This is a genomic window from Bradyrhizobium sp. S3.7.6 (assembly GCF_054061875.1).
Genome location: NZ_JBSSEQ010000001.1, coordinates 5,793,386 through 5,817,274, shown reverse-complemented (window position 1 = coordinate 5,817,274; position 23,889 = coordinate 5,793,386). Strand labels below are relative to the sequence as shown.

Here is a 23,889-nt window from a genome sequence, read left to right as displayed (position 1 = left end):
TTTCAGGTTTGCTGATAGCACGGAATGACGGGCGAGACGGCGATCGCCGTAACCCCCATTAGCCCAATTCACCGCAGCCGATACACCCTTTGTTAGCTCTACGCCGCCGCGCCGTTCCGGACTTTGCCAAATGTTAGCGGACGCCGGTCCAGTTTCGAAACCGATACGGGATGGCGAAACGAATGACGGTAGTCTTGCGGATAATGCTCGCCGTGGGCATGGCCTGCGGCCTTCTTCTGCCGATTGGCGGCGCCGTTGCGGCCGACGCCGGGCGTCTCAATATCGTTTTCGTCAACCCTGGCAAGACCGGCGAGGTCTACTGGGACATGGTCGCGCAGACCATGCAGGCCGCGGGCCGCAAGCTCGACGCGCATGTCGAGGTGCTGACCAGCGAACGAAATTACCGCACCATGCAGGAGCTTGGCTTCGGCGTGGTGGCACGCGCCGACAAGCCGGACTTCCTCATCCTGTCGAACGAGGAATCCGCCGCCGTTCCCATCCTGGAGGCGGCCGAGGCCGCCGGGGTCAAGACGCTGCTGCTCTCGAACACGCTGATCGGCGACGACGCCGCGCGCCTCGGACCGCCCCGGCAAAAGCTCAAGACCTGGCTCGGCGACATCACGACGGATCTCCAGACCGCGGGTGCGAGGATGGCCAATGCCTTGATCAAAGTGGCGCGCGCCGAGAAATGGCAGAGCCCGGACGGCAAGATCCACATTCTCGGCATCGGCGGCGACGAGATCACGCCGGCCTCGATCGCCCGCAACGCGGGTCTCAAGCTCGCGGTGGACGCCGCGCCCGACGTGGTGGTGGACCGGATGCTGTTCGCCAACTGGACCCAGTCGGAGGCAGAGCAGGTCACCAGGAATTATCTGAGCTGGGCCGCGCGCAAGGAGATCCGGCCTGCCGGCATCTGGGCCGGAAACGATCCGATGGCGCTCGGCGCGCTTCGCGCGGTGGTCGCGGCCGGCCTCACGCCCGGCCGAAACATCCAGCTGGTCGGCCTCAACTGGTCGGAGGACGCGCTGCGCGAGATCAAGGCGGGCCGTCTGCTCATGACCGATGGCGGACATTTTCTGCTCGGCGGCTGGTCGATCGTCCTCCTGCGCGACTACGCCGACGGCTGCGATTTCGCGACCGCATCGCCCCGCGTCGAGGCCAGGACGTCCGCGATCACGCGCGACAATCTCGCTTCGGTCGGAGACCTCATCAAGACGCGCGCCTTCGATCGGATCGATTTCGCGCGCTTCAGGGCGAGGGCGGGGCGCTGCGGCCAGTACGATTTCTCCATCGATGCGCTCATCTCTTCGCTGACGCTTCCGGAAGGCGCTGCTGACTGATGCGAAACGGTGACGACATGACCGATCGGGATCGCAAGCAGCAGGCGACGGCGCCGTCGCGCTCGCGCTCGGTGGTCCGTGCGATGATCTGGGCCACCGTGCCGGTGCTGCTGGTGGTGCAGCTGCTCGCCTCCGCCGGCGTCGAGGCATCGAGCTTCTGGTCGCAGATCAGGCAGCTCGACGCGCGCATTGCCCGCACCGCAGAGAGCCGCGCCGAGCTGATCGCCGAGCCGCTCTGGAAGATGCGCTACGATCAGGTCACGAGCGTGCTCAACGAGATCATGCACGACGAGACCATTGCCGCGGCGGCCGTTTATGACGACACCGGCGTCGCGATCGCGCGGGTGGTGGCGCGGCCGGCGGACCAGGCGGTATCGGAAGTCTCGCGTCCGATCCGCTACAGCAACGGCAACATCGCCGTGCAGGCCGGTCGTATCGCGATCGCCTATTCCTATGCGACGGTCTACACGGACACGGGCAGCCGGCTGATGCTGCTGCTGGTGGTCGGCCTGCTCGCAACATTTGCCACCCTGATCGCGATGCGGATATCGGCCAACATCTTCATCGGCAAGCCGCTTACCGCGATCATGTCGGCGATCCAGCGCAGCAAGCAGGACGGGCGAGCCTATCCGGCCGACATCAAATCGACGAACGAATTCGGCCAGCTCGCGCGTGCCTTCAACGCCATGCAGCACACGACATCGGGCGCGCTCGACCGGCTCGGGCACATGGCCGCGCACGATCCGCTCACGGGCCTGCCCAATCGTCGCTCGCTGTCCGAGCATCTGGTGACCCTGAGCGGCGATGCCGGCTCGCCGGACTCGCTGATCGCCTTCTGCTTCATCGATCTCGACGACTTCAAGGGCATCAACGACACCTTCGGCCATGATGCCGGCGACAAGTTCCTGGTGCACATCTCGGAGCGCCTTCGTGATGCGGTCGAACCGCAGGATTGGGTCGCCCGGCTCGGCGGCGACGAATTCGTCGTCATCCGCCCCGAGGTCAGCAATGAAGCGACCGCCCAGGCGTTCGCGCGCCAGCTGTTAGATGCGATTTCCGAGCCGATCCGGCTGCACGACAAGCAGGTCGTGCCGCGCGCCAGCATCGGCCTTGCCGTGCGCCGCGCCGGCGATCCCGAGCTGTCGCATTTGCCGGCGCTCGCCGACATCGCGCTCTACCATGCCAAGAGCAAGGCGCCCGGCACGGTCGCCGTGCTCGACGAAGCGCTTCAGCGCGACTATCGCCGCCGCCGGGATCTCGAGCTCGCCATTCCCGCAGGCTTCGCCGACGGGCAGTTCGAGGTCTGGTATCAAAGCCAGGTCGACCTCGAGAGCCAGGCCGTTGTCGGCCTCGAGGCGCTGATCCGCTGGCGCCATCCCGAACTTGGTTTGATCGGTCCCGGCGAATTCCTGCCGCTGATTGAGCGCAGCGGCAACAATGCGCGGCTGACGCGCTACGTGCTGACCGATGCCTGTCGCGCGCTGCAGCGACTGGCATCCGCCGGCAGGCCGCAGATCCGGATCGCGATCAATCTGCCGCCGTCCGAGCTCGCCGACCATTCGCTCGCTGCCGAGCTGCGCGCGACCTGCGCGCGTTTCGATGTCGCGGCATCATTGCTGGAGCTCGAGATCACCGAGGGCTCGCTGATCAACAACATCGCCAGCGCCTCCGAGACGCTGCACCGCCTGCGGCGCCTGGGCGCAACCATCGCGCTCGACGATTTCGGCACCGGCTATAGCTCGCTCGCTCATCTCCGGCGTTTCCCGCTCGACAAGGTCAAGATCGACAAAGCCTTCATCAGCGAGATCCCTGACAGCGCGGAAGACAAGGCGATCGTCGGCGTCATCGCCTCGCTCGCCGGCACGCTGGGGCTGAAGCTTGTCGCGGAAGGCATCGAGCGGCCCGAGCAGGCTGAGGCCATGCGCGAGATGGGCGTGATGCTCGGGCAGGGTTATCACTACCATCGGCCGCAGCCGCTCGACGCCGTGCTGCAATGGCTCGAAAAGCAGGCGGTACCCACTGAGACAAGCCGCGTCGTCGCCGGCAGCCCGTCGATCGCGCCCGAATTCGCCGCCTGAGCGCGATTACGACTGCGTTGCGTTCCAGAGCATGGAGAGCCCGGCCGCGATCATGATCGCGTCCATCACCAGGCGGAACATCTCCGGCTTGAGATGCAGCACGAAGCGTTTTGCGATGAAGGCGCCCGACATCAGCGAGGAGCCTGCGACCAGGCCCTTGATGAAGACGTCCTGCGTCAGCGCGCCGAAACGTTCGAAGGTCACGGACTTCGCGAAGTAGAGGCCGAGTGAGGAGGCCGCCTCGGTTGCGAGGAAGGCGCCCTTGGACAGGCCGTAGAACAGGAACAGCGGCACGCTGAGCGGGCCGGTCGAGACCACGATGCCGGTGAGATAGCCGATGATCGCCCCGCCGATCGCGAGGTGCCAGAGATTGGCCTTGAGATCGTGCCGCGCCAGCCAGTGCCGCACCGGCACCATCGCGATCAGGAAGACGCCGATGGCGAGATCGACGGCGTGCGAGGGGAGCGCGAGCAGCGTGCGCGCGCCCAGCACGGCGGCCGGAATGCCCGTCACCGAATAGGCCGCGCAGGCCCGCCAGTCGACCTCGCGCCACCACGCCAGGATCCGCGAGAAGTTCGCCATCACGGAGGCGACCGCCATGATCGGCACGGCTTCCTTCGGCCCATAGGCATAGACCAGCACCGGCATCAGCATGATCGACGACCCCGTGCCGACGATGCCTGAGACGGTGCCGGCGATCAGGCCGACGATGAGGACGAAGAGAAAGGCCAAGGTGCTCTCCACGAATCGGGAGAGTTTAGCCGTGGCCGGCGATGCGGGCGATCCATTCCAGGCGAGGGAACCAATCGCTCAGCGCATGCCATCCCGGCCGGCCGTCAGCCTTGTTCGTCCATGATGCGCAGCTTCTCGACGCGGCGGCGAAAATCCTCGTCCGTAGAGAATTCGGCGGAGAGATAGGACGAGACCAGATCCACGGCGAGCCAGGCGCCGACGATCTGCGCGCCGATGCACATGACGTTGACGTCGTCATGCTCGACGCTCTGATGGGCGGAATGAACGTCGTGGCAGACCGCGGCGCGAATGCCCTTCATCTTGTTGGCCGCGATCGAGGCGCCGACGCCGGTGCCACACACCATGATGCCGCGTGCGGCTTCGCCTGACGTCACCTTCTGCGCAACGGCCCGCGCGATGTCGGGGAAATCCACCGGCTTGTCGTCATAGGAGCCGACATCGACGACGTCGTGGCCGAGGCTGCGGATGTGGTCGATAACGGTCTGCTTGAGCGGCCAGCCGGCGTGGTCGGATCCGATGACGAGACGCATGTGATGTCCTTCTTGATTTTATGTTGGTCGTGACAGCCGCTTCGCGGCTGCCACGATTTTCCCTGGTTTCAGCTGCGCATGTCGGGCGGCAGCTCGACCCCATGGAATTTCTTGTAGATCGCGTTGAGCTTGCCGTTCTTGACGTTCTCGGTGATCCAGGCGTTGAGCTTGTCCATCAGGCGCTGCTCACCCTTCTTCAGGCCGATCGCGAGGTCGAAGGTCGCCAGCGGAATCCGTGACTCGAACACGCGCGACGGGTTCTTCACCCCGATCTGGTTGATGATCGTCGCCGACGAGGCGACGCAGTCGACCTGGCCGGAGACGGCCGCCGTCACCATCGTGGCGTCGTCGTCGTAGCGCGAGATCTTGAGGTCCTTGTCCTTCATGTTGGACAGGGTGGTGTCCTGCGTGGTGCCGCGGGAGACGCCGATCGGCTTGTCTTTCAGGTCGGGCCAGTCCTTGACGGTCGAGGATTTGAGGCAGCCGACGTCGGACTGCAGCGTCGCATAGCGCTTCGTGAAGTCGATGACCTTGGCGCGATCGGGCGTCACCGACAGGGTCGAGATGATGATGTCGGCCTTGCCGGTCAGGACGTTGGGGATGCGCGTCGCACCGGTGGTCTGGATGAATTCGAGCTCGAGCCCCCAATCCTTGGCGAGCAGTTGCGCCACTTCGACGTCGGAGCCGGTCGGCTTCATGCTGCTGTCCATCATGCCCGAGGGCGGAATGGCGACGTCCGTCGAGATGCGGATTTTCTTGGCCTGCGTGATGTCGTCGAGCAGGTCGGCCGACGCCGGCGTGGCTGATATCATGACGAGGCCGAACAGCGCGGTGGCGGTCCCCAGCAGTGTCTTGTTTGTCATCCTTGGTTCTCCTCTCCTGTTATGATTTTAAGTTTCCAGTGCCCACGAATTGCGTGAGTTCGGGCGTCGCCGGCGACGTCAGGATCGAGGCGGGGCCGGTCTCGTGGACCTTGCCCCGATGCATGAAGACGATCCGGTCGGCGATGCCTTTGGCAAAACCCATCTCATGGGTGACCATCACCATGGTCATGCCGTCCGCCGCCAATTGCTCGATTACCTTCAGCACCTCGCCAGTAAGCTCGGGATCGAGCGCGGAGGTGACCTCGTCGAACAGCATCACTTTCGGCTGCATCGCGAGCGAGCGGGCGATCGCCGCGCGCTGCTGCTGGCCGCCCGAGAGCTGCTCGGGATAGGCGTGCAGCTTCTCCTCGAGCCCGACCTGCGCGAGCACTTTTCGGGCGAGGTCCCTGGCTTGCGAGGCGGCCATGCCCTTCACGGCGCAGGGGGCGAGCGTGATGTTCTGTTCGATCGTGAGATGTGGAAACAGATTGTAGCTCTGGAACACGATGCCGACGTCCTGGCGCAGCGCGCGCAGATCGACATCAGGGCGGTCGACGCGATGCCCGCACACGACGATCTCGCCCCCGTCGACCTTCTCGAAGCGGTCGATGCAGCGCAGCGCCGTGCTCTTGCCGGAGCCGGAGCGGCCGATCAGTGCCAGCACCTCGCCGCGTTCGACGGCAAAGGAGACGCCATCGAGCACCCGCAGCGGGCCAAAGCTCTTCTGCACGTCGCGGAGCGACACGATCGGTTCGGAGGAGGAGGGGTTTTGCTGCATGTCAGGCTGGTGCGAGGTTGGACCTGCCACGCCCCATCCGCCGTTCCAGCTTCTGGCTGAACAGGGACAGGGGATAGCACATGGTGAAATAGACGACGGCGATGATCGCGTAGATGGCGAACGGCTCGAACAGCGAGTTGTTGACGATCTGGCCCGACCGCATCAGCTCGACGAAGCCGACGACCGAGGCGAGCGAGGTATTCTTGATGATCTGCACCATGAAGCCGACGGTCGGCGGCGTCGCGATGCGGATCGCCTGCGGCAGGATCACCTTCATCATGCGCTGGGTCCGGCTCAGCGCGAGGCCTTCGGCGGCCTCCCATTGCGGCTTCGGCACCGACTGGATGCAGCCGCGCCAGATCTCGCCGAGATAGGCCGAGACATAGAGCGTGAGCGAGGCGCCGGCGGCAGCTAACGGCGAGACCTTGAGGCCGATCGCGGCGAGGCCGAAATAGCCGAGGAACAGGATGACGAGCAGCGGCGTACCCTGGATCAGCTGGACATAGACGCCGCTGGCGATCCGCACCGACTTGAGCGGCGAGATGCGCGCGAGCGCAATCACGAAGCCGACAATGCCGCCGCCGATCAGCGCGATCACGGACAGGCCAATCGTCCACAGCGCGCCCTGGCCGAGGAACATCAGATGATTGATGTTGAGATGTCCGCCCATGGTCATCTCACAACGGTGTGCCGAGCCGGCGCCGGCGCGGAAACAGCACGAGGCCTAGGCCCCAGAAGCCTGCGCGCATCACCAGCGACAGGATGACGTAGAGCACGGCGACGATGATATAGGTCTCGAAGGCGCGATAGGTGTCCGACTGGATGTAGTTGGCGACGGCGGTGAGTTCCTCCGCCGAGATCTGCGAGCAGACCGAGGAAGCCAGCATCAGCAGTACGAACTGGCTGGTCAGCGCCGGATAGACCTTCTCGATCGCCGGCAGCAGGATGATGTGCCAGTAGATTTGCAGTCGCGACAGCGCCAGCCCTTCGGCGGCCTCGATCTGTCCGCGCGGGATCGCTTCGAAACCGGCGCGCATGATCTCGGCGGTGTAGGCGCCGACATTGATCGTCAACGCGGCCACCGCCACGGTGAAGGCGGAGAATTTCAGGCCGAGGCTGGCGAGGCCGAAATAGACCAGAAAGATCTGTACCAGCAGTGGCGTGTTGCGGATGGTCTCGACATAGCCTTTGCAGGCGCCCGCGATCAGCGGGCTTCGTGAGCCGCGGCCGACGGCTGCGAGCGTGCCGAACAGGGCGCCGAGCACCGTCGCGAAGGCCGCCAACTCCAGCGTCAGCGCCGCGCCGGCCAGAAAATTCGGCCAACGCTCCAGCACCGCGGGAAAGTCGAGTTGGAGGCTCATCGTATCAGGTTCAGCCGGTGGTCTGGTTGGTCATGCGGTCATAGACGCGGAACAGCGCCTGGTTGCCGTTGCTGCCTTCGCCATGCGCGCGTGCGTCCACGTACTGGCTGGTGACGAGCGCGGTGCCGGGCAACGGCACGCTCAGCGCCTGTGCGTGCTCTTGCACCAGGCGGAGATCCTTGAGCTGGAGATCGATCCGGAAGCCGGCGGAGACGTCGCCCGCGATCATCGCGGGGCCGAGCTTGTCGAGCATCCAGGAGGCGGCGGAGCCGCCGAGCAGAACGCGACGCAGCAGATTGAGATCGATGCCGGAAGCGCGCCCGAGCGCCAGCGCCTCGCAGATCGCCTGGATGTTGATGCCACAGATCAACTGATTGCAGAGTTTCACGGTCTGGCCCGCGCCGGACGCGCCGACATGCGTGATGGTCGTCCCCATTGCGCGGAAGAACGGCTCGGCCCGCGCGAAGGCCGCCGCATCGCCGCCGGCCATGATCGAGAGCGCAGCGTTCTTGGCGCCCACGGGCCCGCCCGAGACCGGCGCGTCGATGAAGCTGACGCCGGCCTTTTGCAGGTCGGCATGGATGCGGCGGACGGCGACTGGCGAGATCGTGCTCATGTCGACGATCAGCTTGCCGGGCGGGGGAGACTTCAGGAGACCATGTTCGCCGTAGACGGTCGCCTCGACATGAGGCGTGTCGGGCAACATGGTGATGACGATGTCAGCGCCTTGCGCGGCGTCAGCGGGGCTGTTGGCGCCGGCCGCGCCTTCCTTGACGCTGTCGGCCAAGGCGGCTTCGTTGAGATCGAAGACGCGAACCGCATGCCCGGCCACCAGGAGGTTGCGCACCATCTCGCGGCCCATCGTGCCGATACCGATGAAGCCGACATTGCCCTTGTCGTTCCGTCCCATGTCAGTCGTCCGTTTCTTGGTTGAGTGGTTTCTTGCTTGTTGGCCTGCCGCGATCAGCCTGAGGCGCTGGTCTTGTCGATGTCGCCGACGACGGCGCGCCTGCGGTATTCGTCGCCAATGGCAAAATGCTTGCGCAGCGTCGCATCCGCTCGCTCGGGGTCGCGCGCGATGATCGCGTCGAAGATGCGCCGATGGTCGTCGATCAGGTACGTCTTCATCGACGGGAAGGCCTGCACCAGCTCGCGGCGGCTGCGATGCGAATGCGTCAGCAGCCCCGCCAGCGAACCGTGCAAGACCGTCAGCGTTTCCGAATGCGATGCCACGACGATGGCGCGATGGAATTCGAAGTCGGCCATGCCGCCGGCATCGGCCTCGTCGATCGTATCTCCGATCTTCGCGAGCGCACGCTGCAGGCGTTCGAAATCGGCAATGTTGGCGCGCTCGCAGGCGAGCCGGATCGCCTGACACTCGATCGCGACACGCGCCTGCATGACGTCATCGAGCATGTCCGCCTGCTGGGCGAGCGCGAAGGTGAAGAAGTCGTTCAGCACCGAGACGTCCGGCTGCGTCACCACGGTGCCGATGCGGTCGCGGATCTCGACGATGCCGAGCACGGTGAGGGCGCGTAGCGCCTCGCGGACGATCGGCCGGCTGACGCCGAGGAGGGTCGCCAGCTCGCGCTCGGAAATCAGGCGGTCGCCGGGCTTGAGCGAGCCCGCAAGCAGGCGTTCGCGCAGGAAGGCGAACACCTTCTCGAACCCTTTTTCGCCCTCAGTGGCCCGCTTCACTTCCATCCCGGTCTCTTCTTGGTCTGATCTTGGTCAGACCAGTAGGCTAACCAGGGCGTCGGCGTCAAGAGCCTTGGTTAATTGCGGGTGTCGCAGGCGCGGCTAATCCGATCAGTTCCCCGGCCGGATCCTTCAAATTTGAGGCGTATTGATCGGAGCGCTCACTCAAAGAATTTGAGGTCCGCGATGCCCGATCATCATTCTTTCTCCGCCCTCGACCGTCATGCGGCGCTCAGCGGATCCGACAACGGCTTTCCCTGGTATGCGGGCGCGATGCTCGCGGTCGAAGCGAGCGAGGTGGTGCGGCTGCGCTGCGAGAAGCTCAGCCACGGCGACGAGGGCGCTCGGCAGGAGGCCGTGCTGATGGTCAGCGAGAAGATCGCCGCGGCTTTCGAGGCGGCCGCGAGCCTGCTTGCGGGAGCAACGCCGGCCGCGATCGTCCAGCGCTACCGCGAGCACGTGGCCGCGAACGCCAGGCGGCTGTCCGCGAACGAGGCTCCATGACCGAGTTGCGCTGCTGACAGCATGTTGGCAGCAGGGGCAAGCTACGACCATCTCCTGACAAAACGGAGAGCGGGTCCATGCCGATCGAGGCAAGCTGTCATTGCGGTGAGACGGTGTTCGAGGTGACGGAGGCGCCGGCGAGCGTGACGCGCTGCACCTGCTCACTCTGCGCCAAGCGGGGCGCGTTGTGGGCCTATTACACGCCGGCGCAATTTCGCCTGCTGTCGCCGCCGGAAAGTGTGGCGACCTATCTCTGGGGCAGCCGCACGGTCAAGCATCATTTCTGCGCGAGCTGCGGCTGCGGTACTTATTCGGAGTCGCCGGACTGGTCGACCGGCAAGGCCGATTTCGACAATCCCAAGGTTGCGGTGAACGCGCGCCTGTTCGACGATTTCGATCTCGATGCCGTGCCGGTGAACATGATCGACGGCAGGAATTTGTGGTGAGCATGCAGGGCGCGCGCATGTCCGCTGCGCGTCTGTGACCTTGAGGCGATTTTGAAAAGCTGATTTGGTCCGGCCCCAGAGAAAAAGGGGGGGAAGCCATGATGCGTCGTTTTGCGCGAGTGATGCTCGCAATGTGTCTGGCCGTTGCAGCCGGCTTCAACGCGCAGGCGCAGACCAAACCGAAGGTCACGACATCAGGACCTGACTTCCCCAAGGCCGCGCTGTTCGTCGGCAACAGCTTCTTCTACTACAACAACGGCATGCCCGGGCATCTCTCCTTCATGGAGCGCGCGGCTGATGCTGACAACAAGGCGGCGTACCGCAACACCATGGCTACGATCGGCGGCTCCGGCCTCGATTGGCACGACATGGACAATCTGCTGCGGCCGGGCGGCATCGGCGCCTATTCCTTCGACGAGCAGAACAACGTCGTCTTCAACAAGCCGGGCAGGCAGTTCGACGCCGTCGTCATGATGGATTGCAGCCAGTGCCCGATCCATCCGCAATTGAAGGACGCGTTCGCGACCTTCGCCAAGAAGGACAGCGAGATCGTCCGTGCCCACGGCATGCGGCCGGTGTTCTTTATGTCCTGGGCCTATGCCGACAAGCCGGAGATGACGGAAGCCTTGGCCGAGGCCTATACGCTCGCCGGCAATGCCAATGATGCGCTCGTGATTCCCGCAGGCCTCGCCTTCGCGCGCGTGCGCAAGCTCCAGCCGGAGCTCAATCTGTATGCGCCGGACAAGCGACACCCGAGTCCGGCGGGCACGTATCTGGCAACCTGTGTGACGCTCGCCGCGCTGACCGGGCGCTCGCCGGTCGGCAATTCCTATGCGACGGGCTTGGATGCGGAGACCACCCAACTGCTGCAAAAGGCGGCGTGGGATACGGTGCAGGAGTATTACGGGCGTTGATCTGGCGCGATCTCGTAGGGTGGGCAAAGCGACTTGTCCGCCGTAGCTAGAAGAGCGAAGGCGGAAGCGTGCCCACCACCTTACTCGCGATAGAAGATGGTGGGCACGGCGCAAGAGCGCCTTTGCCCACCCTACGGCACCGTCAACGCTCCTTCAGAACCACCCACGCCGGCGCGTGATCGCTCGCCCCTTCCTCGCCGCGCACCTTCTTGTCGACACCCGCCTTGGCCAGACGCGAGACCAGGGCGGGGCTCAGCAGGAGATGATCGAGTCTGAGGCCCGCATCGCGCGGCCAGCGGTTTCGCTTGTAGTCCCAGAACGTGTAGATGCGTTTCTCCGGATTCAGTTCGCGGATCGCATCACACCAACCCTGTTCAATGAGCGAGGCAAACGCAGCGCGGCTCTTCGGCTGAATCAAGGCATCCTTGTCCCATGACCGCGTCGGATAGATGTCGATCTCATTAGGCGCGACGTTGTAGTCGCCGGCGAGCACCACGGGCAGATCCTGCTTGATGAAGGTCTTGGCGTGGCGCTTGAGGCGCGCGAACCAGTCGAGCTTGTAGTCGAATTTCGGCCCCGGCTGCGGATTGCCGTTCGGCAGGTAAATGCTGGTGACGATGATTCCGCGCACGGCGGCCTCGATGTAGCGGGCTTCGCGATCATCAGGCTTTCCCGGCAAGCGGTCGCGCGTGAGAATGGGCTCGGCATTGCGGGCGAGGATGGCGACGCCGTTCCACGTCTTCTGTCCACGCCACACCGCGCCGTAACCGGCCTGTTCGATGGCCGCTGCCGGAAATTCGCCGTCGGCTGCCTTCAGTTCCTGGAGCGCGACGACATCAGGCTTCGCCGCGCTCAGCCAACGCAACAGGTTGGGCAGGCGGCGGTTGACATTGTTGATGTTGAACGTCGCGATCCTCATGGGCCCAACGACTGGAAATCTTCAGAAATGACTCGCTACCGTTGTCATCGGCGTTCCACGATGTATGCTTACAACCCAAAATTGCCGATCAACACGACGGAGGTTTGACGATGACCAAGCTTTGCCTTGCCGTAGTCGTGGCCGCAACCGCATTTTCCGGAGTGGCTCTTGCTGCCGAGAAAATGGAAATCGCCTGTAGGGTGGAATATTTCAAATACTGCCCCAGTGTCGTGCCGGGGGGCGGGCGCATTGTTGCTTGCCTGAACAGGTACAGGAGCCATATCGGCAACGCGTGCAAAGAGAGCATGGATGCGTGGGTTATCGATAACAAGGTGCGCGGATAATAGAGCGCGATGAGATCGATGAAGCATCATCGCCCCTAGGACCACGGGCGAGGCAGCGACATCAGGCTTCGCCGCGCGGTCGTAGGACAGATTCGGTTGACGTTGAGTGCCGCAATCTTCATGTAGAGATTGCGGCCGCGGTCGTTTGCGCCGCCACCGGAGATCCAAATCCATGTTGAAGTCCAGTCTGAGCCTCGCCATCGTCGCATTCGTCGTCGCATTCGTCGTCGCGTTCTCCGGTGTCTCGTCGGCACAATCGTCCGATCCACGCGGCGCGTGCAAGGCGGACTATGACAAATTCTGCGCCGGCATCGCGCCCGGTGGCGGCAAGATCATCGCCTGCCTCAACGCCAAGCGCGATCAGCTCAGCGCGTCCTGCAAGACGGCGCTCGACAGCCGGAAGAAGTAAGTCTCGTGTCCCGGACGCGGCGCAGCGTGTGACGCTGCTCCGCAGAGCCGGGACCCAGAAAGCGACAGAGTACGGTGCGAGAAGATGGCCCCGGCTCTGCAGCGCATTGCTGAAGAAGCGCTGCGCCGCGCCCGAAGAACGGGCGCGTCCCTAACTCGGCAGCGGCGGCGGGCTCGCGGGCTGCTCGATCGGCGGCGGGGAGGGCGGCTGCTCGGCCGCCTGCACCAGCGCGGGCTCCGGCTTGACCAGCGGCTCCACCTCATTGCCGCCCTTGTAGACGCGGGCGTAGCGGTGGCCGAGGCTGGTCAGCACCTCGTAGCCGATCGTGCCGAAATGATGCGCGAGCTCGTCGACGGTGATGCCCTCGCCGAGCAGCGTCACCATGTGGCCGCGCCGCGCCGCGTTCGGGGCCAAGTCGGTGATGTCGATCGCGATCAGGTCCATCGAAACGCGGCCCGCGACCGGGCAGCGCTTGCCGGCGACAACGACCTCGGCGCCGCGGGTGCCGTCATTGGAGCTGGCGGCGCGGAAATAGCCGTCGGCATAGCCGACTGCGATGATTGCGAGTTTTGTCGGCCGCCGCGCGGTCCAGGTGCCGCCATAGCCGACGCTCTCGCCGCGTTCGACATTGCGGGTCTGCACGATGCGCGCCTTGAGGTCGACCACCGGCTGCATCGGGTTGTCGGCCTCAGGCGTCGGGTTGACGCCGTAGAGCGCTGCGCCCGGCCGCACCAGGTCGAACTGGAAGGGCGCGCCGAGGAAGATTCCGGAGGAATTGGCAAGCGCAGCCGGCACGCCGGAAAATTCGCTGGCGATACTGCGGAAGGTTGCCAGCTGTTTTGCATTCACGGGACTGTTGAGCTGCTCGGCCGAGACCAGATGGCTCATCACCAGCGTGATGCCGTGATCGCCGGCGTTGATGCGGGGGATGATGGCCTGCGCGTCCGCAAGCGTCAGCCCGAGCCGGTTCATGCCGGTGTCGATGTGAACAGCGGCGCCTCCGGTCCAGCCGGTGCGGCGGCAGAACACGTCCCATTCGGCAAGCTCGTTGAGATCGCCGATCACCGGCCGGCAATTGATCCTGGCGTAGTGCTCGCCGGTGTTCTGGAAATAGCCGCCGAGCACGTAGATCGCGGCTTCCGGCACGGCTTCGCGCACAGTGCGCGCTTCCTCGATGGTGGCGACGAAGAAGGTCTTGCAACCGGCCTTGCTCAGGGCCCGCGAGACCTGCGCGGCGCCGCAGCCATAGGCATCGGCCTTGATCACGGCCGAGCATTCGGCCGGCACGGCCGTCTTCTCGAGCTTGCGCCAATTGGCGATGATGGCGTCGAGATCGACGGTGAGCACGCCGCCATAGGCTGCGAGCGCGGCAGCCTGATTGGCCTCCGCGGAGAGGAGGCCGGATTGCGGGATCATTTTCGGGTCGGACGCCATTGTCATGGCGCCGTTTTACGCAAGAGGCCGGTCTGGTTCAAGGAACTCAGTAGTCGTTGCCGCTGCGAACCGGCAACTGACTGTCAGGCGCGAGGTCGCCGAACCTGGTGACCGAGGCTTCGAACGCCAAATCGACGGTGCCGGTCGGGCCGTGGCGCTGCTTGCCGATGATGACCTCGGCTTTTCCGTGCGCAAGACTCATGTCAAGCTGCCACTTCTCGTGTTCAGGCGTGCCTGGGCGGGGCTCCTTCATCGCGAGGTAATATTCCTCGCGGTAAACGAACAGGACGACGTCGGCGTCCTGCTCGATTGATCCGGATTCACGCAAGTCGGAGAGCTGCGGCCGTTTGTCGTCGCGGGATTCGACTTGGCGTGAGAGCTGGGACAGCGCGATCACGGGAACGTTGAGCTCCTTGGCCAGCGCCTTCAGGCTGGTCGTGATCTCCGTGATTTCCTGTACTCGGTTGTCACTCCGCTTGCCGGATCCGGAGAGCAACTGGATGTAGTCGATCACGAGGAGATCGAGGCCCTTCTGCCGCTTCAGCCGGCGCGCGCGTGCCATCAGCTGCGCGATCGACAGGCCGCCGGTCGCGTCGACATAGAACGGCAGCGACTGCAGCTCGATCGAGACTTCCCGGATCTTGTCGAAATCGGCTTCCGAGATGCCGCCGCGGCGGATGTGGGAGGAGGGAATGCCGGTGCGCTCGGCGACGATACGCGTGGCGAGCTGGTCGGCCGACATTTCGCAGGAGAAGAAGCCGATCACGCCGCCATTGGCGGCCTTCATGGTGCCGTCAGCCTGGACCTCGCCGACATAGGCCTTGGCGACGTTGTAGGCGACGTTGGTCGCCAGCGAAGTCTTGCCCATGCCCGGGCGTCCGGCCACAATGATGAGGTCGGAGTGCTGGAGGCCGCCCATCTTGGTGTCGAGGTCGCGCATGCCGGTCGAGATGCCGGACAGCTTTCCATCGCGCTGGAACGCTTTGGCCGCGAGATCGACCGCGACCGCCAACGCCTGCGAGAATTTCTGGAAGCCGCCGTCATAACGGCCGGATTCGGCGAGTTCGTACAGGCGGCGCTCGGCGTCCTCGATCTGCGCCCGCGGCGCGAAGTCGACCGGCGCGTCATAGGCGACATTGACCATGTCCTCGCCGATGCCGATCAGGTCGCGTCGCAGCGCCAGATCATAGATGGTGCGGCCGTAGTCCTGGGCGTTGATGATGGTGGTTGCTTCCGCCGCGAGCCGCGCCAGATATTGCCCGATGGTCATGCCGCCGACATCGGTGTCGGCCGGGAGGAACGTCTTCAGCGTGACGGGCGTGGCGATCTTGCCCATCCGGATCAGGCTGCTGGCCGTCTCGTAGATGGTCTGATGCAGCGGCTCGAAATAATGCTTCGGCTCGAGGAAGTCGGAGACGCGGTAGAAGGCGTCGTTGTTGACCAGGATCGCGCCGAGAAGGCTCTGTTCCGCCTCGATATTATGCGGCGCGCTCCGATACGCCGGAGTTCCGGGCTCGGGCGCGAGTTTGAGGACGTTCGAATCAGTCAGGGCCATGGTCGAGCGTTAGCAATTTTCTGGGGCGGATACGGGGCCGGGATAAAGCGCCGCCTCAGGCCAAAGCGGAAGCAAAAGCTGACCGCTATCAACCGCTCAGTTAAAATGGTGGATGATTGGCAGCCGCGGCACGCGCCGCGCTTGACGGTTTTTGCGGAACTCGCCCGTCCCGGAAGCGGCCGTGACCGCGCCACGGAAAACTCTGGGTGACATGAACCTAATGGATTGGCGCGCAGACGTATCAAGAAGCGCGCGAAATGACGCACGCCGGGAGCTTTGGGCTCGGATTCAGACCAGCAGGAGGTAGACAAGCGCAACCAAGGCCGCTCCGACGCCGGTGGCGATCAGAGCGTAATCGGTGCGGAGGTCGTCCTGCACGTCGAATGAGGTTTGGGTCCGCTTGCTCATGGCGACGGTCTAAGCCGGGCCCGACGAGACTTATGTGAAACAGATCACATCTCCCCGGATTCTTTCGGGGTACGACCCGGAACAGGAAGGCGGTCGGGGGGTTGTCTCCCGCCACCAGGGAACGAGGCGAGCGATGCGGCCAGAACGGCAGCACCAGAATTGGCGAAGCGAGGCGGCCAGCCGGCTTTGGTTGTCGGGGCTGATCGCGGCCATGCAGCACGCCGAGCGGCCCGAAGTGCGGCGCGAGCCGGTCTCGCCCGAGACCCTCGCGGACCTGCGGGCGCAACTGGCGTTAACAGCCTCTTTCCGATCGTCCCAGATCTCGACCCTGCGTCATTAGGATTCATTCACCAACCAGCGTCAGGTCCGGGTTCGGCGCCGCCTTCGCGCGCACGATGACGGGTGTCTGCGGCGTCGTGACTTTGCGACGATGTGCCGCTTCCGACAGGCGACGCGTCGTCTCACGAGGCCACCGGCACTCGAACAAGCTGCAGCGCTATTGCGCTGTGATCACAGCCGATATTCCAAAAGCGCTTAATCACATCCTTGCGTGTGGAGGCTGCTTCCATTCGCGGCTCAATCCGCTAAAAGGTGACCCGCCGCCGCGCCTTATGCCGGCTGCATTCGCGTAAATTCAATGGAGATGATGGGAATGTCGAGCCGAGCGCTCAGCCTCGCGACGGTATTTCTTCTGATCGGCTTCGGCGTGACCGATACCGTCCTTGCGCAGGCGACGAACCTCGAGGCCGGCAAGGCCCCATCCCAGCTTTTCGCGCAGACCTGCAGTGCCTGCCACAAGAGCCCGCGCGGTCTGTTGAAGACGGTGGCGCCGGGCTCGCTGCCGGGCTTCCTGCGCCAGCACTACACGACCAGCTCCGACATGGCCGGCGTGCTCGCGTCCTACCTCGTCTCCAACGGTGCCACCGACACCCGCTACCAGGCCAAGGACGGCAAGGACAAAAAGGACGGCGCCAAGGAGAAGGAAGCCAATACCGCGCCCGGCCAGGCGCCGGACCATCAGGGGCGCCGCCAGCGCTCCCAGGACGCCGCCAAGCCGGACGGCGAGGCTGCCGCGCCCGAGGGCGCCCGTCAGAAGCGCGCGGCACGGCCACCCGAGGAGGGATCGAAGGAAGGTGCGAAGCCCGAGGGCCAGGCCGCGCCCGAGGGACGCAAAGCTAAGCGTCGCGCCAAGCCCGGGACCGAGGAAGCACCGAAGGTCGACGCCGCCGCGCCGGCCATTGAAGACAAGAAGAGCGAGCCGAAGGCCGAGACCAAGCCTGACACGACCAGGCCCGACTCGGCCAAGGTCGAGCCCGGCCGTGACGAGGCGAAGCCCGAGAACAAGCCGGCAGAGAAGCCCGCTGAGGCCAGGCCGGATAGTGCCAAGGTCGAGCCGCGCGGCAGCGATACTCCGGCGCTGCGGCCCGATCCGGTACCGCAGGTCACGCCGGCTGCACCGTCTGCCGCCGCGAAGCCCGCCGAGGCCAAGCCGGCGGAGGAGGCTGCTAAGCCGGCCGCGCCTGCCGTGAGCTCCGAGCCGGCAGCCAAGCCGCAGGAGCCTGCACCGCCCGCGACCGCTGCGGCCCCGCCCGCGGCGCCAGCCGACTCGTCCGGTCCGCCCACACCGCCGATTTCGCGCTAAGCGAGCCAGATTTTCCGTCGATTTGCGAAGGCCGCACGCATCGCGGCCTTCGCATCGTCTTGACCGCAATTAGAGCGTTACTCTAGAGTGATGCTCTAGGAGGCGTCGATGACGACGAGCGTGCGTGACGACCTGTTGGCGGCCGGGCTTTTCGTATTCGACCGCGTCGGCTTCGAAGCCGCGACGGTGGCAGCGATCCGCGCCCGGGCACGCGCCTCCAACGGCAGCTTCTTTCATGTCTTCGGATCGAAGAAGGAACTGGCGGGCGCGCTTTTCCTGGAGGTGCTGCGGCACTATCACGCCGCGGTGCTGGCCGCGCTCGATCCGATGCCGAGGGCCGGGCAGGGCATCGATCGGTTGATCCGGGCCCATCTCGACTGGGTGGTGTCGAGCCGGCGCGAGGCCCGCTATCTCTTCGAGATATCGCGCAGCGAATGGAGCGAGGACGTCCGCGACGCTCAGCGCGCGCAGAATGCGCGCCTTGCCGAAGGCATCGAGCGCTGGCGCGCGCCGTTGGTTGCCGGCGGCGAGCTCTTGCCTATGACGCCGGTGATGTTCGTCAGCCAGCTCATCGGCCCTGCCCAGATCTTCTGCCGCGCCTTTCTCTCGGGACGTGACCGCGCCGATCCGCGCAGCGAAGCCGACACGCTTGTCGCCTGTGCCATCCGTGCGCTGCGGCCGCCCGATCGCATCCACAAGCAATAGGAGAAGCCGCATGCGAGCCGAAGCAGATCCCGAATTCGCAGCTGTAGCCGAGCGCATCCACGCCAATGTCGGCCGTCAGGGGTTTATGAACCTGGTGGGCGCCGAGCTCTCGGAATTGTCGCGCGGCACTTGCACGATTGCGGTCGCGCGCCGGCCCGAGCTGCTCCAGCAGCACGGCTTCTTCCACGGCGGCGTCACCGCCTTCCTGGTCGACAACGCCACGACGATCGCGGCGGCGACCTCGCGCGGCCAGCCGGCGTTGACGGCGGAATACAAGCTCAATCTGTTGTCGCCGGCGGTCGGCGAGAAACTGATCTGCCGGGCCAGGGTGATCAAGCCGGGCCGCCAGGTCTCGGTGGTCGCGGCCGACGTGTTTTGCGTCAACGACGGTGTCGAGAAGCACACGGCAACTGCGCTCGCTTCGATCGCGATGCTGAGCGAGGACGTCGCCGCGAAAACGAAAAGCCCGGCCGCCTGAGGCGGCCGGGCGTCGCAACCTGCGCGAACGCGGGTCTTACTTCTCGGTCTCGTCCGCAGCCGGCGCCGGCTCGTCGTCCTGCTGGGCTTCCGGATCGAAGAACTCGCCGGCGGCGGCGATCGCTTCGGCGGCCGCATCGCGGTCCTCGTTGCGGGTCGAGATGTCCTCGCCGCGGTTGATGCGCTCGGCCTCGTCCTGGCTGCGCGCAACCGTGACGGAAACCTCGACCTCGACCTCGGGGTGAACGGCGACGGTGATGGTGTGCTTGCCGATGGTCTTGATCGGCGCGTCGAGCTGCACTTGCGGGCGCTCAAGCGAGACACCGTCGGCTTCGAACGCAATGACGACGTCGCGCACCGTGACCGAGCCGAACAGCTGGCCGGCTTCGGAAGCCTGACGGATCACGATGATGTTCTTGCCTTGGATCTTCTCGGCGACCTTGGACGCCTCGCCCTTGGACTGGAGGTTGCGAGCCTCGAGATCGGCCTTCATGCCGTCGTACTTGGCGCGGTTGTCGGCGGTGGCGCGCAGCGCCTTGCCGCGCTTGAGCAGGAAATTGCGGGCATAGCCGTCGCGAACCTTCACGACTTCGCCCATCTGGCCGAGCTTGCTCACGCGTTCCAGCAAAATGACTTCCATATTCGTTCTCCTTTGAAGTGTTGAGTGAGTTGGGTTTTGGGGTTGAACTTAAGAGGTTGGCAGCGGCGGTGGCTGGCGGCTGCGCAGGAAGCGCTCGCGGAAGCCGAACACGGCATCCGCGAGGCCGAGGATCACCATCGCGATGACGGGCCAGCCGAACACCACGACGACGGCATAGGTCGAACCGAGCCAGAAGGTGCGGCTCTTCAGCGCCAGCGTCAGCGTATGCAGCACGGCAAATCCGGTCAGCGCATAGCCCATCATCAGCGCCGCCGTCGTGATCTGCGCGACCATCGCGAGCAACCCGCCGGTGAAGCAGAACGCGAGCGCGATGCAGAGCGCCACCAGCGTCATCGGCGGCAGCTCGGCCGTCATCATGTCCGGCCACGGACGCAGCAGGCGGCCCGATGTCGCCGTTATCTTGCCGCTGAGCCAGAGATTGAGGGTGAGCGTCATCATCGCGACGATGGTGGCGGCGGCCGGAGCGATCAGCACCAGCGCGTCGACGAACTGACCGGCTTCGCCTGACGTCTGCGGGTCGGCGGTGCGGAGCAGGCGCATCAAGCCGCGCCGCAGCGTGCCGGTGATGGTCTCGGCGTCGGTGCCGAGGGTGAGCAGGGCGGCGATCGTGGTCAGCGCGGCGAAGCCCGCGATCCACAGCAGGATGCGACCGACCGGATACCATTCGAGCTCGGGCTCGGCCGGCGGCTCGGTGGTGGCTTCCGGCGCGACGGGTCCAACCCGCCGGCTGAGCAGGACGAGATGGCCGAGCCACCACGCGGGCAGCGCGACGGTCACGGCAAAGGCGATGCAGTAGGGCAGGCCGAACAGGGCCCCGAGGCCGATCGCAGCTGCGATGCCGCCGAGGCTCGCGCAAAGCGGGCCCCAGCCGATCGAGGCGACCATCAGCGGCAGCGGTGCGAGATAGAACAGGACGAGCGAGATCAGCGCGCCCGATACGATCGAGGCGAACATCAGGGCCGACGCAGCGCCGGCGATCAGAGCTATCAGTCCAAGAGTCATCATCAGCTGTCCCGCTCCCTTCGAGCGGTTAGAGGCATCTTGCCCCAACCATCGGCGACCGGACGACCCGGAAGCCTTATGAAACCAAAAAAGCGCGGCCGGCGGCGATGTCGCCGCCGGCCGAATTCGTCTTAGCGAATGACGTAGGGCAGCAGGCCCAGGAAGCGCGCGCGCTTGATGGCGCGGGCGAGCTCACGCTGCTTCTTGGCCGACACCGCGGTGATGCGGCTCGGCACGATCTTGCCGCGCTCGGAAACGTAGCGCATCAAGAGCTTGGAGTCCTTGTAGTCGATCTTCGGAGCATTTGCGCCCGTGAACGGGCAGCTCTTGCGACGACGGAAAAACGGACGGCGTGCACCAGCTTCAGCCATTGATCTTACTCCGCATCCGGCGTTGTCGTTTCAGCTTCGTCGCGCGGACGGCGCGGACCGCGGTCACCGCGGAAGCCACCACCGTCGCGATCGCCGCCACGGAAACCACCCTCGCGGTCGCCACGGAAGCCACCGCCTTCACGATCGCCGCGGAAGCCGCCGCCACGGTCGTCACGCTCGCGGTCACGGTCAGCCTTGCGCATCATCGCCGACGGGCCTTCCTCGAGCTCCTCGACGCGGACGCTGAGATAGCGGATCACGTCTTCGCTGATGCGCTCCTGGCGCTCGATCTCGGCGATCGCCGCGGACGGCGCGTCGATGTTGAGCAGCACGAAGTGCGCCTTGCGGTTCTTGTTCATGCGGTAGGTGAGGGAGCGAACGCCCCAATTCTCGGTCTTGGTGACCTTGCCGCCGAGACCCTCGACGATGCCGGTCATCTGCGCAGTCAGCTCTTCGACCTGCTGCGTGCTCGCGTCTTGGCGCGCGAGAAAAACATGCTCATAGAGAGCCATAATGGTCCTTTCCTCATGTTGGCGCATCGCCCGGCGTCAAGCCCTTAAGAGGCCTTCGGAAAGGACTCTGGGATTAAGCTCAGAAGGCGGAAACACGGGACGACGGGCCGACTGGCCCTGCCACACCAAAATCACGAATGATTTGCTGAGACCGTCCGTTCAGCTCCCGGCCGGGGTCTGCGGATGGCGCGCTTATACGGATTTTGGCCGGCTTTGCAAGGTTGGAGGCCGTGCTTTCGGCCCCGGATGGTTCCGGTGCGGGCAGCGGGACCGGTCCTCGCGGACCATACCAGCTTGATTTATTTGTTTGTATAGCATACAAATAAATCAACGCAGAGGACCCCAATGGCGGAAAAGTCGGTCCATGAGCCGTTAGAGGCGGCTGGCGACCCCAAGCATGCGGCACGGGCCACACGTTCGGCCGGCCGCAAGATGCGGTCGCTGCTGCTGGATGCGGCGAGCCCGCTGTTCAGGGAGCGGGGGCTGTCCGGCACGGCCATCACCGACATCGCCGCCGCCGCGGACGCGTTCCCGAGCCAGATCACCTATTACTTCCGCACCAAGGAGGCGCTGTTCGTCGAATGCGCTTGCCGAGAGCTGCTGTATCTGGCGCGGGCGACGGAGCAGGCAGCGCTGAAAGCGCGCACGCCGCGGGACTATACCCGCGCGCTAGCCGAGACCGTGACGGCGAGCGATTCGGTCGCCTTCTTCGCAGAGGCGCTGACGCTGACCCGGCGGCGCCAGGATCTTGCGCCGCTGGTCGAGCGCACCATCGAGCGCCTGCACGGTGAAGGCGCACGCGCCTATGCGAGCCAGGTCGCGCGGCACGGCTGGCGCTCCCTGCGTGCGCCCGACGAAAGCTCGCGGCGGTTCTGGGCCGTCGCCATCGGCGTCATTCTCGAGGGGTACGCCATGGGCCGGTCGCCGGATGAATTGTGCGCCGAGATGCTGCGTGTGCTTGGCGAGCAGGCGAAATCAGCCAGCGACACGGCGCGCCTCCGTCTGGTCGACGAGCGCGACGCATCTGGCAATTCGAATGAGGAGGGTTAGGCCATGACTGCACTTCGCATGCGTGCCCGCGATTTCCTGACCGACGACCAGCTCGCCGACGTGCGCCAGCGCGTGACCTGGAAAGGCGTCGCGCTGATCGCCCACGCCTGGGCACTCATTGTCGCAGCGATCGCTTTGGTGGCGTGGTGGCCCAACCCGATCACCTACATTCTCGCCGTTGCCATCATCGGTTCGCGCCAGCTCGGGCTCGCGATCCTGATGCATGACGGCGCGCATGGCTGCCTGTCCGCTGACGAGAAGACCAATCTGACCCTGAGCCAATGGTTCTGCGCCTATCCTCTCTTCGCGGAGACGCGCAGCTATCGGCGCTATCACCTTCAGCATCACGCGCGCACCCAGCAGGAGGATGACCCCGATCTCGTGCTGTCGGCGCCGTTTCCGATCACCAGGCTGAGCTATCGCCGCAAGTTCATTCGCGACATCACCGGGCAGACCGGCTACCAGCAGCGCAAGGCGCAACTGCTCAATGCGCTCGGGCCGAAGGACTGGACGTTGCGGCAGCGCGCGGCGCATTTCTGGGAGAAACTCGGCCCGCAATGTCTCGCCAATACCGCGATGTTCGCAGCGCTCGCGGCGGCCGGCGTGTGGTGGGCCTATCCGCTTTTATGGCTGGTGCCGCTGTTGACCTGGATGATGGTCATCACCCGCATCCGCAACATCGCCGAGCACGCCGTCGTGCCCGACAGCAGCGATCCCTTGCGCAACACCCGCACCACGCATGCGAATTTTCTCGAGCGGCTGTTCATCGCGCCGTACTACGTGAACTATCACCTCGAGCATCATCTCTTGTTCTACGTGCCCTGCTACAATCTGCCGAAGGTGCATCGGCTGCTGAGTGCGAGCCGGCACGCAGATCGCATGGAGGTGCAGCCGGGCTACGCCGCGGTGCTGCGGCTCGCGACCGCGAAGCCGGACCGGGATGACCGGCCCGGGCAACTCGTGAACAGCGCCCGCCGTGCGCAGGCAGGGGCCGCGGTCGACGCCAATCAGACCAATGGCGGATTCTAGGGCCGGCATTCCCCGTTGAATCCCGGGCGAAGTTCCTATCTTGGCTTGACATTCCGGCCCCGGACAGTGTCTACGGCCCCCTTTGGAGCATGATCCGGAACCATGG

The 23,889-nt window shown here is 65.1% G+C and carries 28 protein-coding genes; 12 read left to right on the top strand and 16 right to left on the bottom strand.

All coding sequences use genetic code 11. From position 1 onward, the window contains the following. Window positions 1-182: 182 nt before the first annotated feature. Both ACVJ5M_RS28770 and ACVJ5M_RS28765 read left to right on the top strand, forming a co-directional pair. Window positions 183-1,340 carry an ABC transporter substrate-binding protein gene (locus ACVJ5M_RS28770; protein ID WP_231144879.1) on the top strand — a complete coding sequence of 386 codons (1,158 nt, stop codon included), beginning with the start codon at window positions 183-185 and terminating at the stop codon, window positions 1,338-1,340. Further along, window positions 1,340-3,418 (top strand): putative bifunctional diguanylate cyclase/phosphodiesterase, encoded by a 2,079-nt coding sequence (locus tag ACVJ5M_RS28765; protein ID WP_063983717.1) that lies wholly within the window; start codon window positions 1,340-1,342, stop codon window positions 3,416-3,418. Before ACVJ5M_RS28770 ends, ACVJ5M_RS28765 begins: the two co-directional genes overlap by 1 nt. Before the next feature lie 6 nt (window positions 3,419-3,424). On the opposite strand, the gene ACVJ5M_RS28760 is transcribed toward ACVJ5M_RS28765, so the two are convergent. The 8 genes from ACVJ5M_RS28760 to ACVJ5M_RS28725 form a co-directional block, all read right to left on the bottom strand. Further along, entirely contained in the window at window positions 3,425-4,150 is a 726-nt protein-coding gene (locus tag ACVJ5M_RS28760) for a sulfite exporter TauE/SafE family protein (protein WP_063986422.1), read from the bottom strand. A 104-nt stretch (window positions 4,151-4,254) separates the two neighbouring features. Beyond that, window positions 4,255-4,701: a ribose 5-phosphate isomerase B gene (gene rpiB, locus ACVJ5M_RS28755; RefSeq protein ID WP_063983716.1), complete on the bottom strand. Its 447-nt coding sequence runs from the start codon at window positions 4,699-4,701 to the stop codon at window positions 4,255-4,257. A 68-nt stretch (window positions 4,702-4,769) separates the two neighbouring features. Next, on the bottom strand, window positions 4,770-5,564 hold the full coding sequence (locus ACVJ5M_RS28750; protein WP_063983715.1) for a transporter substrate-binding domain-containing protein: 795 nt from the start codon (window positions 5,562-5,564) through the stop codon (window positions 4,770-4,772). Window positions 5,565-5,583: 19 nt separating this feature from the next. Next, window positions 5,584-6,342: an amino acid ABC transporter ATP-binding protein gene (locus ACVJ5M_RS28745; RefSeq protein WP_063983714.1), complete on the bottom strand. Its 759-nt coding sequence runs from the start codon at window positions 6,340-6,342 to the stop codon at window positions 5,584-5,586. A gap of 1 nt (window position 6,343) precedes the next feature. Further along, window positions 6,344-7,012, bottom strand: a complete 669-nt coding sequence (locus ACVJ5M_RS28740) for an amino acid ABC transporter permease (RefSeq protein ID WP_063986421.1) — start codon at window positions 7,010-7,012, stop codon at window positions 6,344-6,346. 7 nt (window positions 7,013-7,019) lie between these two features. Next, window positions 7,020-7,703: an amino acid ABC transporter permease gene (locus tag ACVJ5M_RS28735; protein ID WP_063983713.1), complete on the bottom strand. Its 684-nt coding sequence runs from the start codon at window positions 7,701-7,703 to the stop codon at window positions 7,020-7,022. 10 nt (window positions 7,704-7,713) lie between these two features. Further along, window positions 7,714-8,667: an NAD(P)-dependent oxidoreductase gene (locus tag ACVJ5M_RS28730; RefSeq protein WP_354095448.1), complete on the bottom strand. Its 954-nt coding sequence runs from the start codon at window positions 8,665-8,667 to the stop codon at window positions 7,714-7,716. Further along, window positions 8,667-9,407, bottom strand: coding sequence for a FadR/GntR family transcriptional regulator (locus ACVJ5M_RS28725; RefSeq protein WP_166095906.1), 741 nt, complete (start codon window positions 9,405-9,407; stop codon window positions 8,667-8,669). The genes ACVJ5M_RS28730 and ACVJ5M_RS28725 overlap by 1 nt, the downstream gene beginning before the upstream one ends. Window positions 9,408-9,587: 180 nt before the next feature. Between ACVJ5M_RS28725 and ACVJ5M_RS28720 the strand changes: the two genes are divergently transcribed. From ACVJ5M_RS28720 to ACVJ5M_RS28710, 3 genes are all read left to right on the top strand, one after another. Next, window positions 9,588-9,905, top strand: a complete 318-nt coding sequence (locus ACVJ5M_RS28720; RefSeq protein ID WP_063983710.1) for a hypothetical protein — start codon at window positions 9,588-9,590, stop codon at window positions 9,903-9,905. A gap of 77 nt (window positions 9,906-9,982) precedes the next feature. After that, window positions 9,983-10,351 carry a GFA family protein gene (locus ACVJ5M_RS28715; RefSeq protein ID WP_063983709.1) on the top strand — a complete coding sequence of 123 codons (369 nt, stop codon included), beginning with the start codon at window positions 9,983-9,985 and terminating at the stop codon, window positions 10,349-10,351. A gap of 98 nt (window positions 10,352-10,449) precedes the next feature. After that, a complete protein-coding gene (locus ACVJ5M_RS28710) occupies window positions 10,450-11,265 on the top strand; it encodes a DUF4886 domain-containing protein (protein WP_063983708.1) in 816 nt (271 codons plus the stop codon). A gap of 142 nt (window positions 11,266-11,407) precedes the next feature. Here ACVJ5M_RS28710 and ACVJ5M_RS28705 read toward each other — a convergent pair whose 3' ends face one another. Together ACVJ5M_RS28705 and ACVJ5M_RS28700 are read right to left on the bottom strand one after the other, a co-directional pair. Beyond that, a complete protein-coding gene (locus ACVJ5M_RS28705) occupies window positions 11,408-12,184 on the bottom strand; it encodes an exodeoxyribonuclease III (RefSeq protein ID WP_063983707.1) in 777 nt (258 codons plus the stop codon). A 68-nt stretch (window positions 12,185-12,252) separates the two neighbouring features. Further along, window positions 12,253-12,702, bottom strand: coding sequence for a hypothetical protein (locus tag ACVJ5M_RS28700; RefSeq protein WP_231144883.1), 450 nt, complete (start codon window positions 12,700-12,702; stop codon window positions 12,253-12,255). Between ACVJ5M_RS28700 and ACVJ5M_RS28695 the strand changes: the two genes are divergently transcribed. After that, window positions 12,701-12,937: a cysteine rich repeat-containing protein gene (locus ACVJ5M_RS28695; RefSeq protein WP_063983705.1), complete on the top strand. Its 237-nt coding sequence runs from the start codon at window positions 12,701-12,703 to the stop codon at window positions 12,935-12,937. The two genes, ACVJ5M_RS28700 and ACVJ5M_RS28695, sit on opposite strands and share 2 nt — an antisense overlap. 150 nt (window positions 12,938-13,087) lie before the next feature. On the opposite strand, the gene alr is transcribed toward ACVJ5M_RS28695, so the two are convergent. After that, the gene (alr, locus tag ACVJ5M_RS28690; protein ID WP_063983704.1) at window positions 13,088-14,371 is read right to left on the bottom strand and encodes an alanine racemase; all 1,284 of its coding nucleotides are present in this window, start codon (window positions 14,369-14,371) and stop codon (window positions 13,088-13,090) included. A gap of 46 nt (window positions 14,372-14,417) precedes the next feature. Further along, window positions 14,418-15,926 carry a replicative DNA helicase gene (locus tag ACVJ5M_RS28685; protein ID WP_063983703.1) on the bottom strand — a complete coding sequence of 503 codons (1,509 nt, stop codon included), beginning with the start codon at window positions 15,924-15,926 and terminating at the stop codon, window positions 14,418-14,420. A gap of 442 nt (window positions 15,927-16,368) precedes the next feature. Here ACVJ5M_RS28685 and ACVJ5M_RS28680 point away from each other — a divergent pair, with 442 nt between their 5' ends. The 4 genes from ACVJ5M_RS28680 to ACVJ5M_RS28665 all read left to right on the top strand — a co-directional run bounded on the left by ACVJ5M_RS28680 (window position 16,369) and on the right by ACVJ5M_RS28665 (window position 19,159). Next, window positions 16,369-16,674, top strand: coding sequence for a hypothetical protein (locus ACVJ5M_RS28680; RefSeq protein ID WP_231144886.1), 306 nt, complete (start codon window positions 16,369-16,371; stop codon window positions 16,672-16,674). Window positions 16,675-16,986: 312 nt separating this feature from the next. After that, window positions 16,987-17,976 (top strand): hypothetical protein, encoded by a 990-nt coding sequence (locus tag ACVJ5M_RS28675; protein ID WP_063986420.1) that lies wholly within the window; start codon window positions 16,987-16,989, stop codon window positions 17,974-17,976. Window positions 17,977-18,084: 108 nt separating this feature from the next. After that, a complete protein-coding gene (locus tag ACVJ5M_RS28670; RefSeq protein WP_231144888.1) occupies window positions 18,085-18,681 on the top strand; it encodes a TetR/AcrR family transcriptional regulator in 597 nt (198 codons plus the stop codon). A gap of 10 nt (window positions 18,682-18,691) precedes the next feature. Then, window positions 18,692-19,159, top strand: a complete 468-nt coding sequence (locus ACVJ5M_RS28665; protein ID WP_028149711.1) for a PaaI family thioesterase — start codon at window positions 18,692-18,694, stop codon at window positions 19,157-19,159. 36 nt (window positions 19,160-19,195) lie between these two features. On the opposite strand, the gene rplI is transcribed toward ACVJ5M_RS28665, so the two are convergent. From rplI to rpsF, 4 genes are all read right to left on the bottom strand, one after another. Then, window positions 19,196-19,798: a 50S ribosomal protein L9 gene (gene rplI / locus ACVJ5M_RS28660; RefSeq protein ID WP_063983702.1), complete on the bottom strand. Its 603-nt coding sequence runs from the start codon at window positions 19,796-19,798 to the stop codon at window positions 19,196-19,198. Between the two features lie 48 nt (window positions 19,799-19,846). Then, the gene (locus ACVJ5M_RS28655; RefSeq protein WP_063983701.1) at window positions 19,847-20,824 is read right to left on the bottom strand and encodes a YybS family protein; all 978 of its coding nucleotides are present in this window, start codon (window positions 20,822-20,824) and stop codon (window positions 19,847-19,849) included. 128 nt (window positions 20,825-20,952) lie between these two features. Continuing rightward, complete coding sequence (gene rpsR, locus ACVJ5M_RS28650; protein WP_007592020.1) at window positions 20,953-21,192, bottom strand: 30S ribosomal protein S18; 240 nt, start codon at window positions 21,190-21,192, stop codon at window positions 20,953-20,955. 5 nt (window positions 21,193-21,197) lie between these two features. Continuing rightward, on the bottom strand, window positions 21,198-21,704 hold the full coding sequence (rpsF, locus tag ACVJ5M_RS28645; RefSeq protein WP_014495806.1) for a 30S ribosomal protein S6: 507 nt from the start codon (window positions 21,702-21,704) through the stop codon (window positions 21,198-21,200). 345 nt (window positions 21,705-22,049) lie between these two features. Here rpsF and ACVJ5M_RS28640 point away from each other — a divergent pair, with 345 nt between their 5' ends. Further along, window positions 22,050-22,754, top strand: coding sequence for a TetR/AcrR family transcriptional regulator C-terminal domain-containing protein (locus tag ACVJ5M_RS28640; protein WP_063983699.1), 705 nt, complete (start codon window positions 22,050-22,052; stop codon window positions 22,752-22,754). A gap of 3 nt (window positions 22,755-22,757) precedes the next feature. Then, the gene (locus tag ACVJ5M_RS28635) at window positions 22,758-23,783 is read left to right on the top strand and encodes a fatty acid desaturase family protein (protein WP_063983698.1); all 1,026 of its coding nucleotides are present in this window, start codon (window positions 22,758-22,760) and stop codon (window positions 23,781-23,783) included. Window positions 23,784-23,889 lie beyond the last annotated feature (106 nt).

Bases quoted from the DNA above. Each gene is read 5' to 3' on its own strand.
- ACVJ5M_RS28770 (WP_231144879.1), top strand. From the start codon at position 183: ATGACGGTAGTCTTGCGGATAATGCTCGCCGTGGGCATGGCCTGCGGC.
- ACVJ5M_RS28765 (WP_063983717.1), top strand. From the start codon at position 1,340: ATGCGAAACGGTGACGACATGACCGATCGGGATCGCAAGCAGCAGGCG.
- rpiB (WP_063983716.1), bottom strand. From the start codon at position 4,701: ATGCGTCTCGTCATCGGATCCGACCACGCCGGCTGGCCGCTCAAGCAG.
- ACVJ5M_RS28750 (WP_063983715.1), bottom strand. From the start codon at position 5,564: ATGACAAACAAGACACTGCTGGGGACCGCCACCGCGCTGTTCGGCCTC.
- ACVJ5M_RS28745 (WP_063983714.1), bottom strand. From the start codon at position 6,342: ATGCAGCAAAACCCCTCCTCCTCCGAACCGATCGTGTCGCTCCGCGAC.
- ACVJ5M_RS28740 (WP_063986421.1), bottom strand. From the start codon at position 7,012: ATGGGCGGACATCTCAACATCAATCATCTGATGTTCCTCGGCCAGGGC.
- ACVJ5M_RS28735 (WP_063983713.1), bottom strand. From the start codon at position 7,703: ATGAGCCTCCAACTCGACTTTCCCGCGGTGCTGGAGCGTTGGCCGAAT.
- ACVJ5M_RS28725 (WP_166095906.1), bottom strand. From the start codon at position 9,407: ATGGAAGTGAAGCGGGCCACTGAGGGCGAAAAAGGGTTCGAGAAGGTG.
- ACVJ5M_RS28720 (WP_063983710.1), top strand. From the start codon at position 9,588: ATGCCCGATCATCATTCTTTCTCCGCCCTCGACCGTCATGCGGCGCTC.
- ACVJ5M_RS28715 (WP_063983709.1), top strand. From the start codon at position 9,983: ATGCCGATCGAGGCAAGCTGTCATTGCGGTGAGACGGTGTTCGAGGTG.
- ACVJ5M_RS28710 (WP_063983708.1), top strand. From the start codon at position 10,450: ATGATGCGTCGTTTTGCGCGAGTGATGCTCGCAATGTGTCTGGCCGTT.
- ACVJ5M_RS28705 (WP_063983707.1), bottom strand. From the start codon at position 12,184: ATGAGGATCGCGACGTTCAACATCAACAATGTCAACCGCCGCCTGCCC.
- ACVJ5M_RS28695 (WP_063983705.1), top strand. From the start codon at position 12,701: ATGTTGAAGTCCAGTCTGAGCCTCGCCATCGTCGCATTCGTCGTCGCA.
- ACVJ5M_RS28700 (WP_231144883.1), bottom strand. From the start codon at position 12,702: ATGGATTTGGATCTCCGGTGGCGGCGCAAACGACCGCGGCCGCAATCT.
- alr (WP_063983704.1), bottom strand. From the start codon at position 14,371: ATGGCGTCCGACCCGAAAATGATCCCGCAATCCGGCCTCCTCTCCGCG.
- ACVJ5M_RS28685 (WP_063983703.1), bottom strand. From the start codon at position 15,926: ATGGCCCTGACTGATTCGAACGTCCTCAAACTCGCGCCCGAGCCCGGA.
- ACVJ5M_RS28675 (WP_063986420.1), top strand. From the start codon at position 16,987: ATGTCGAGCCGAGCGCTCAGCCTCGCGACGGTATTTCTTCTGATCGGC.
- ACVJ5M_RS28670 (WP_231144888.1), top strand. From the start codon at position 18,085: ATGACGACGAGCGTGCGTGACGACCTGTTGGCGGCCGGGCTTTTCGTA.
- ACVJ5M_RS28665 (WP_028149711.1), top strand. From the start codon at position 18,692: ATGCGAGCCGAAGCAGATCCCGAATTCGCAGCTGTAGCCGAGCGCATC.
- rplI (WP_063983702.1), bottom strand. From the start codon at position 19,798: ATGGAAGTCATTTTGCTGGAACGCGTGAGCAAGCTCGGCCAGATGGGC.
- ACVJ5M_RS28655 (WP_063983701.1), bottom strand. From the start codon at position 20,824: ATGATGACTCTTGGACTGATAGCTCTGATCGCCGGCGCTGCGTCGGCC.
- rpsR (WP_007592020.1), bottom strand. From the start codon at position 21,192: ATGGCTGAAGCTGGTGCACGCCGTCCGTTTTTCCGTCGTCGCAAGAGC.
- rpsF (WP_014495806.1), bottom strand. From the start codon at position 21,704: ATGGCTCTCTATGAGCATGTTTTTCTCGCGCGCCAAGACGCGAGCACG.
- ACVJ5M_RS28640 (WP_063983699.1), top strand. From the start codon at position 22,050: ATGGCGGAAAAGTCGGTCCATGAGCCGTTAGAGGCGGCTGGCGACCCC.
- ACVJ5M_RS28635 (WP_063983698.1), top strand. From the start codon at position 22,758: ATGACTGCACTTCGCATGCGTGCCCGCGATTTCCTGACCGACGACCAG.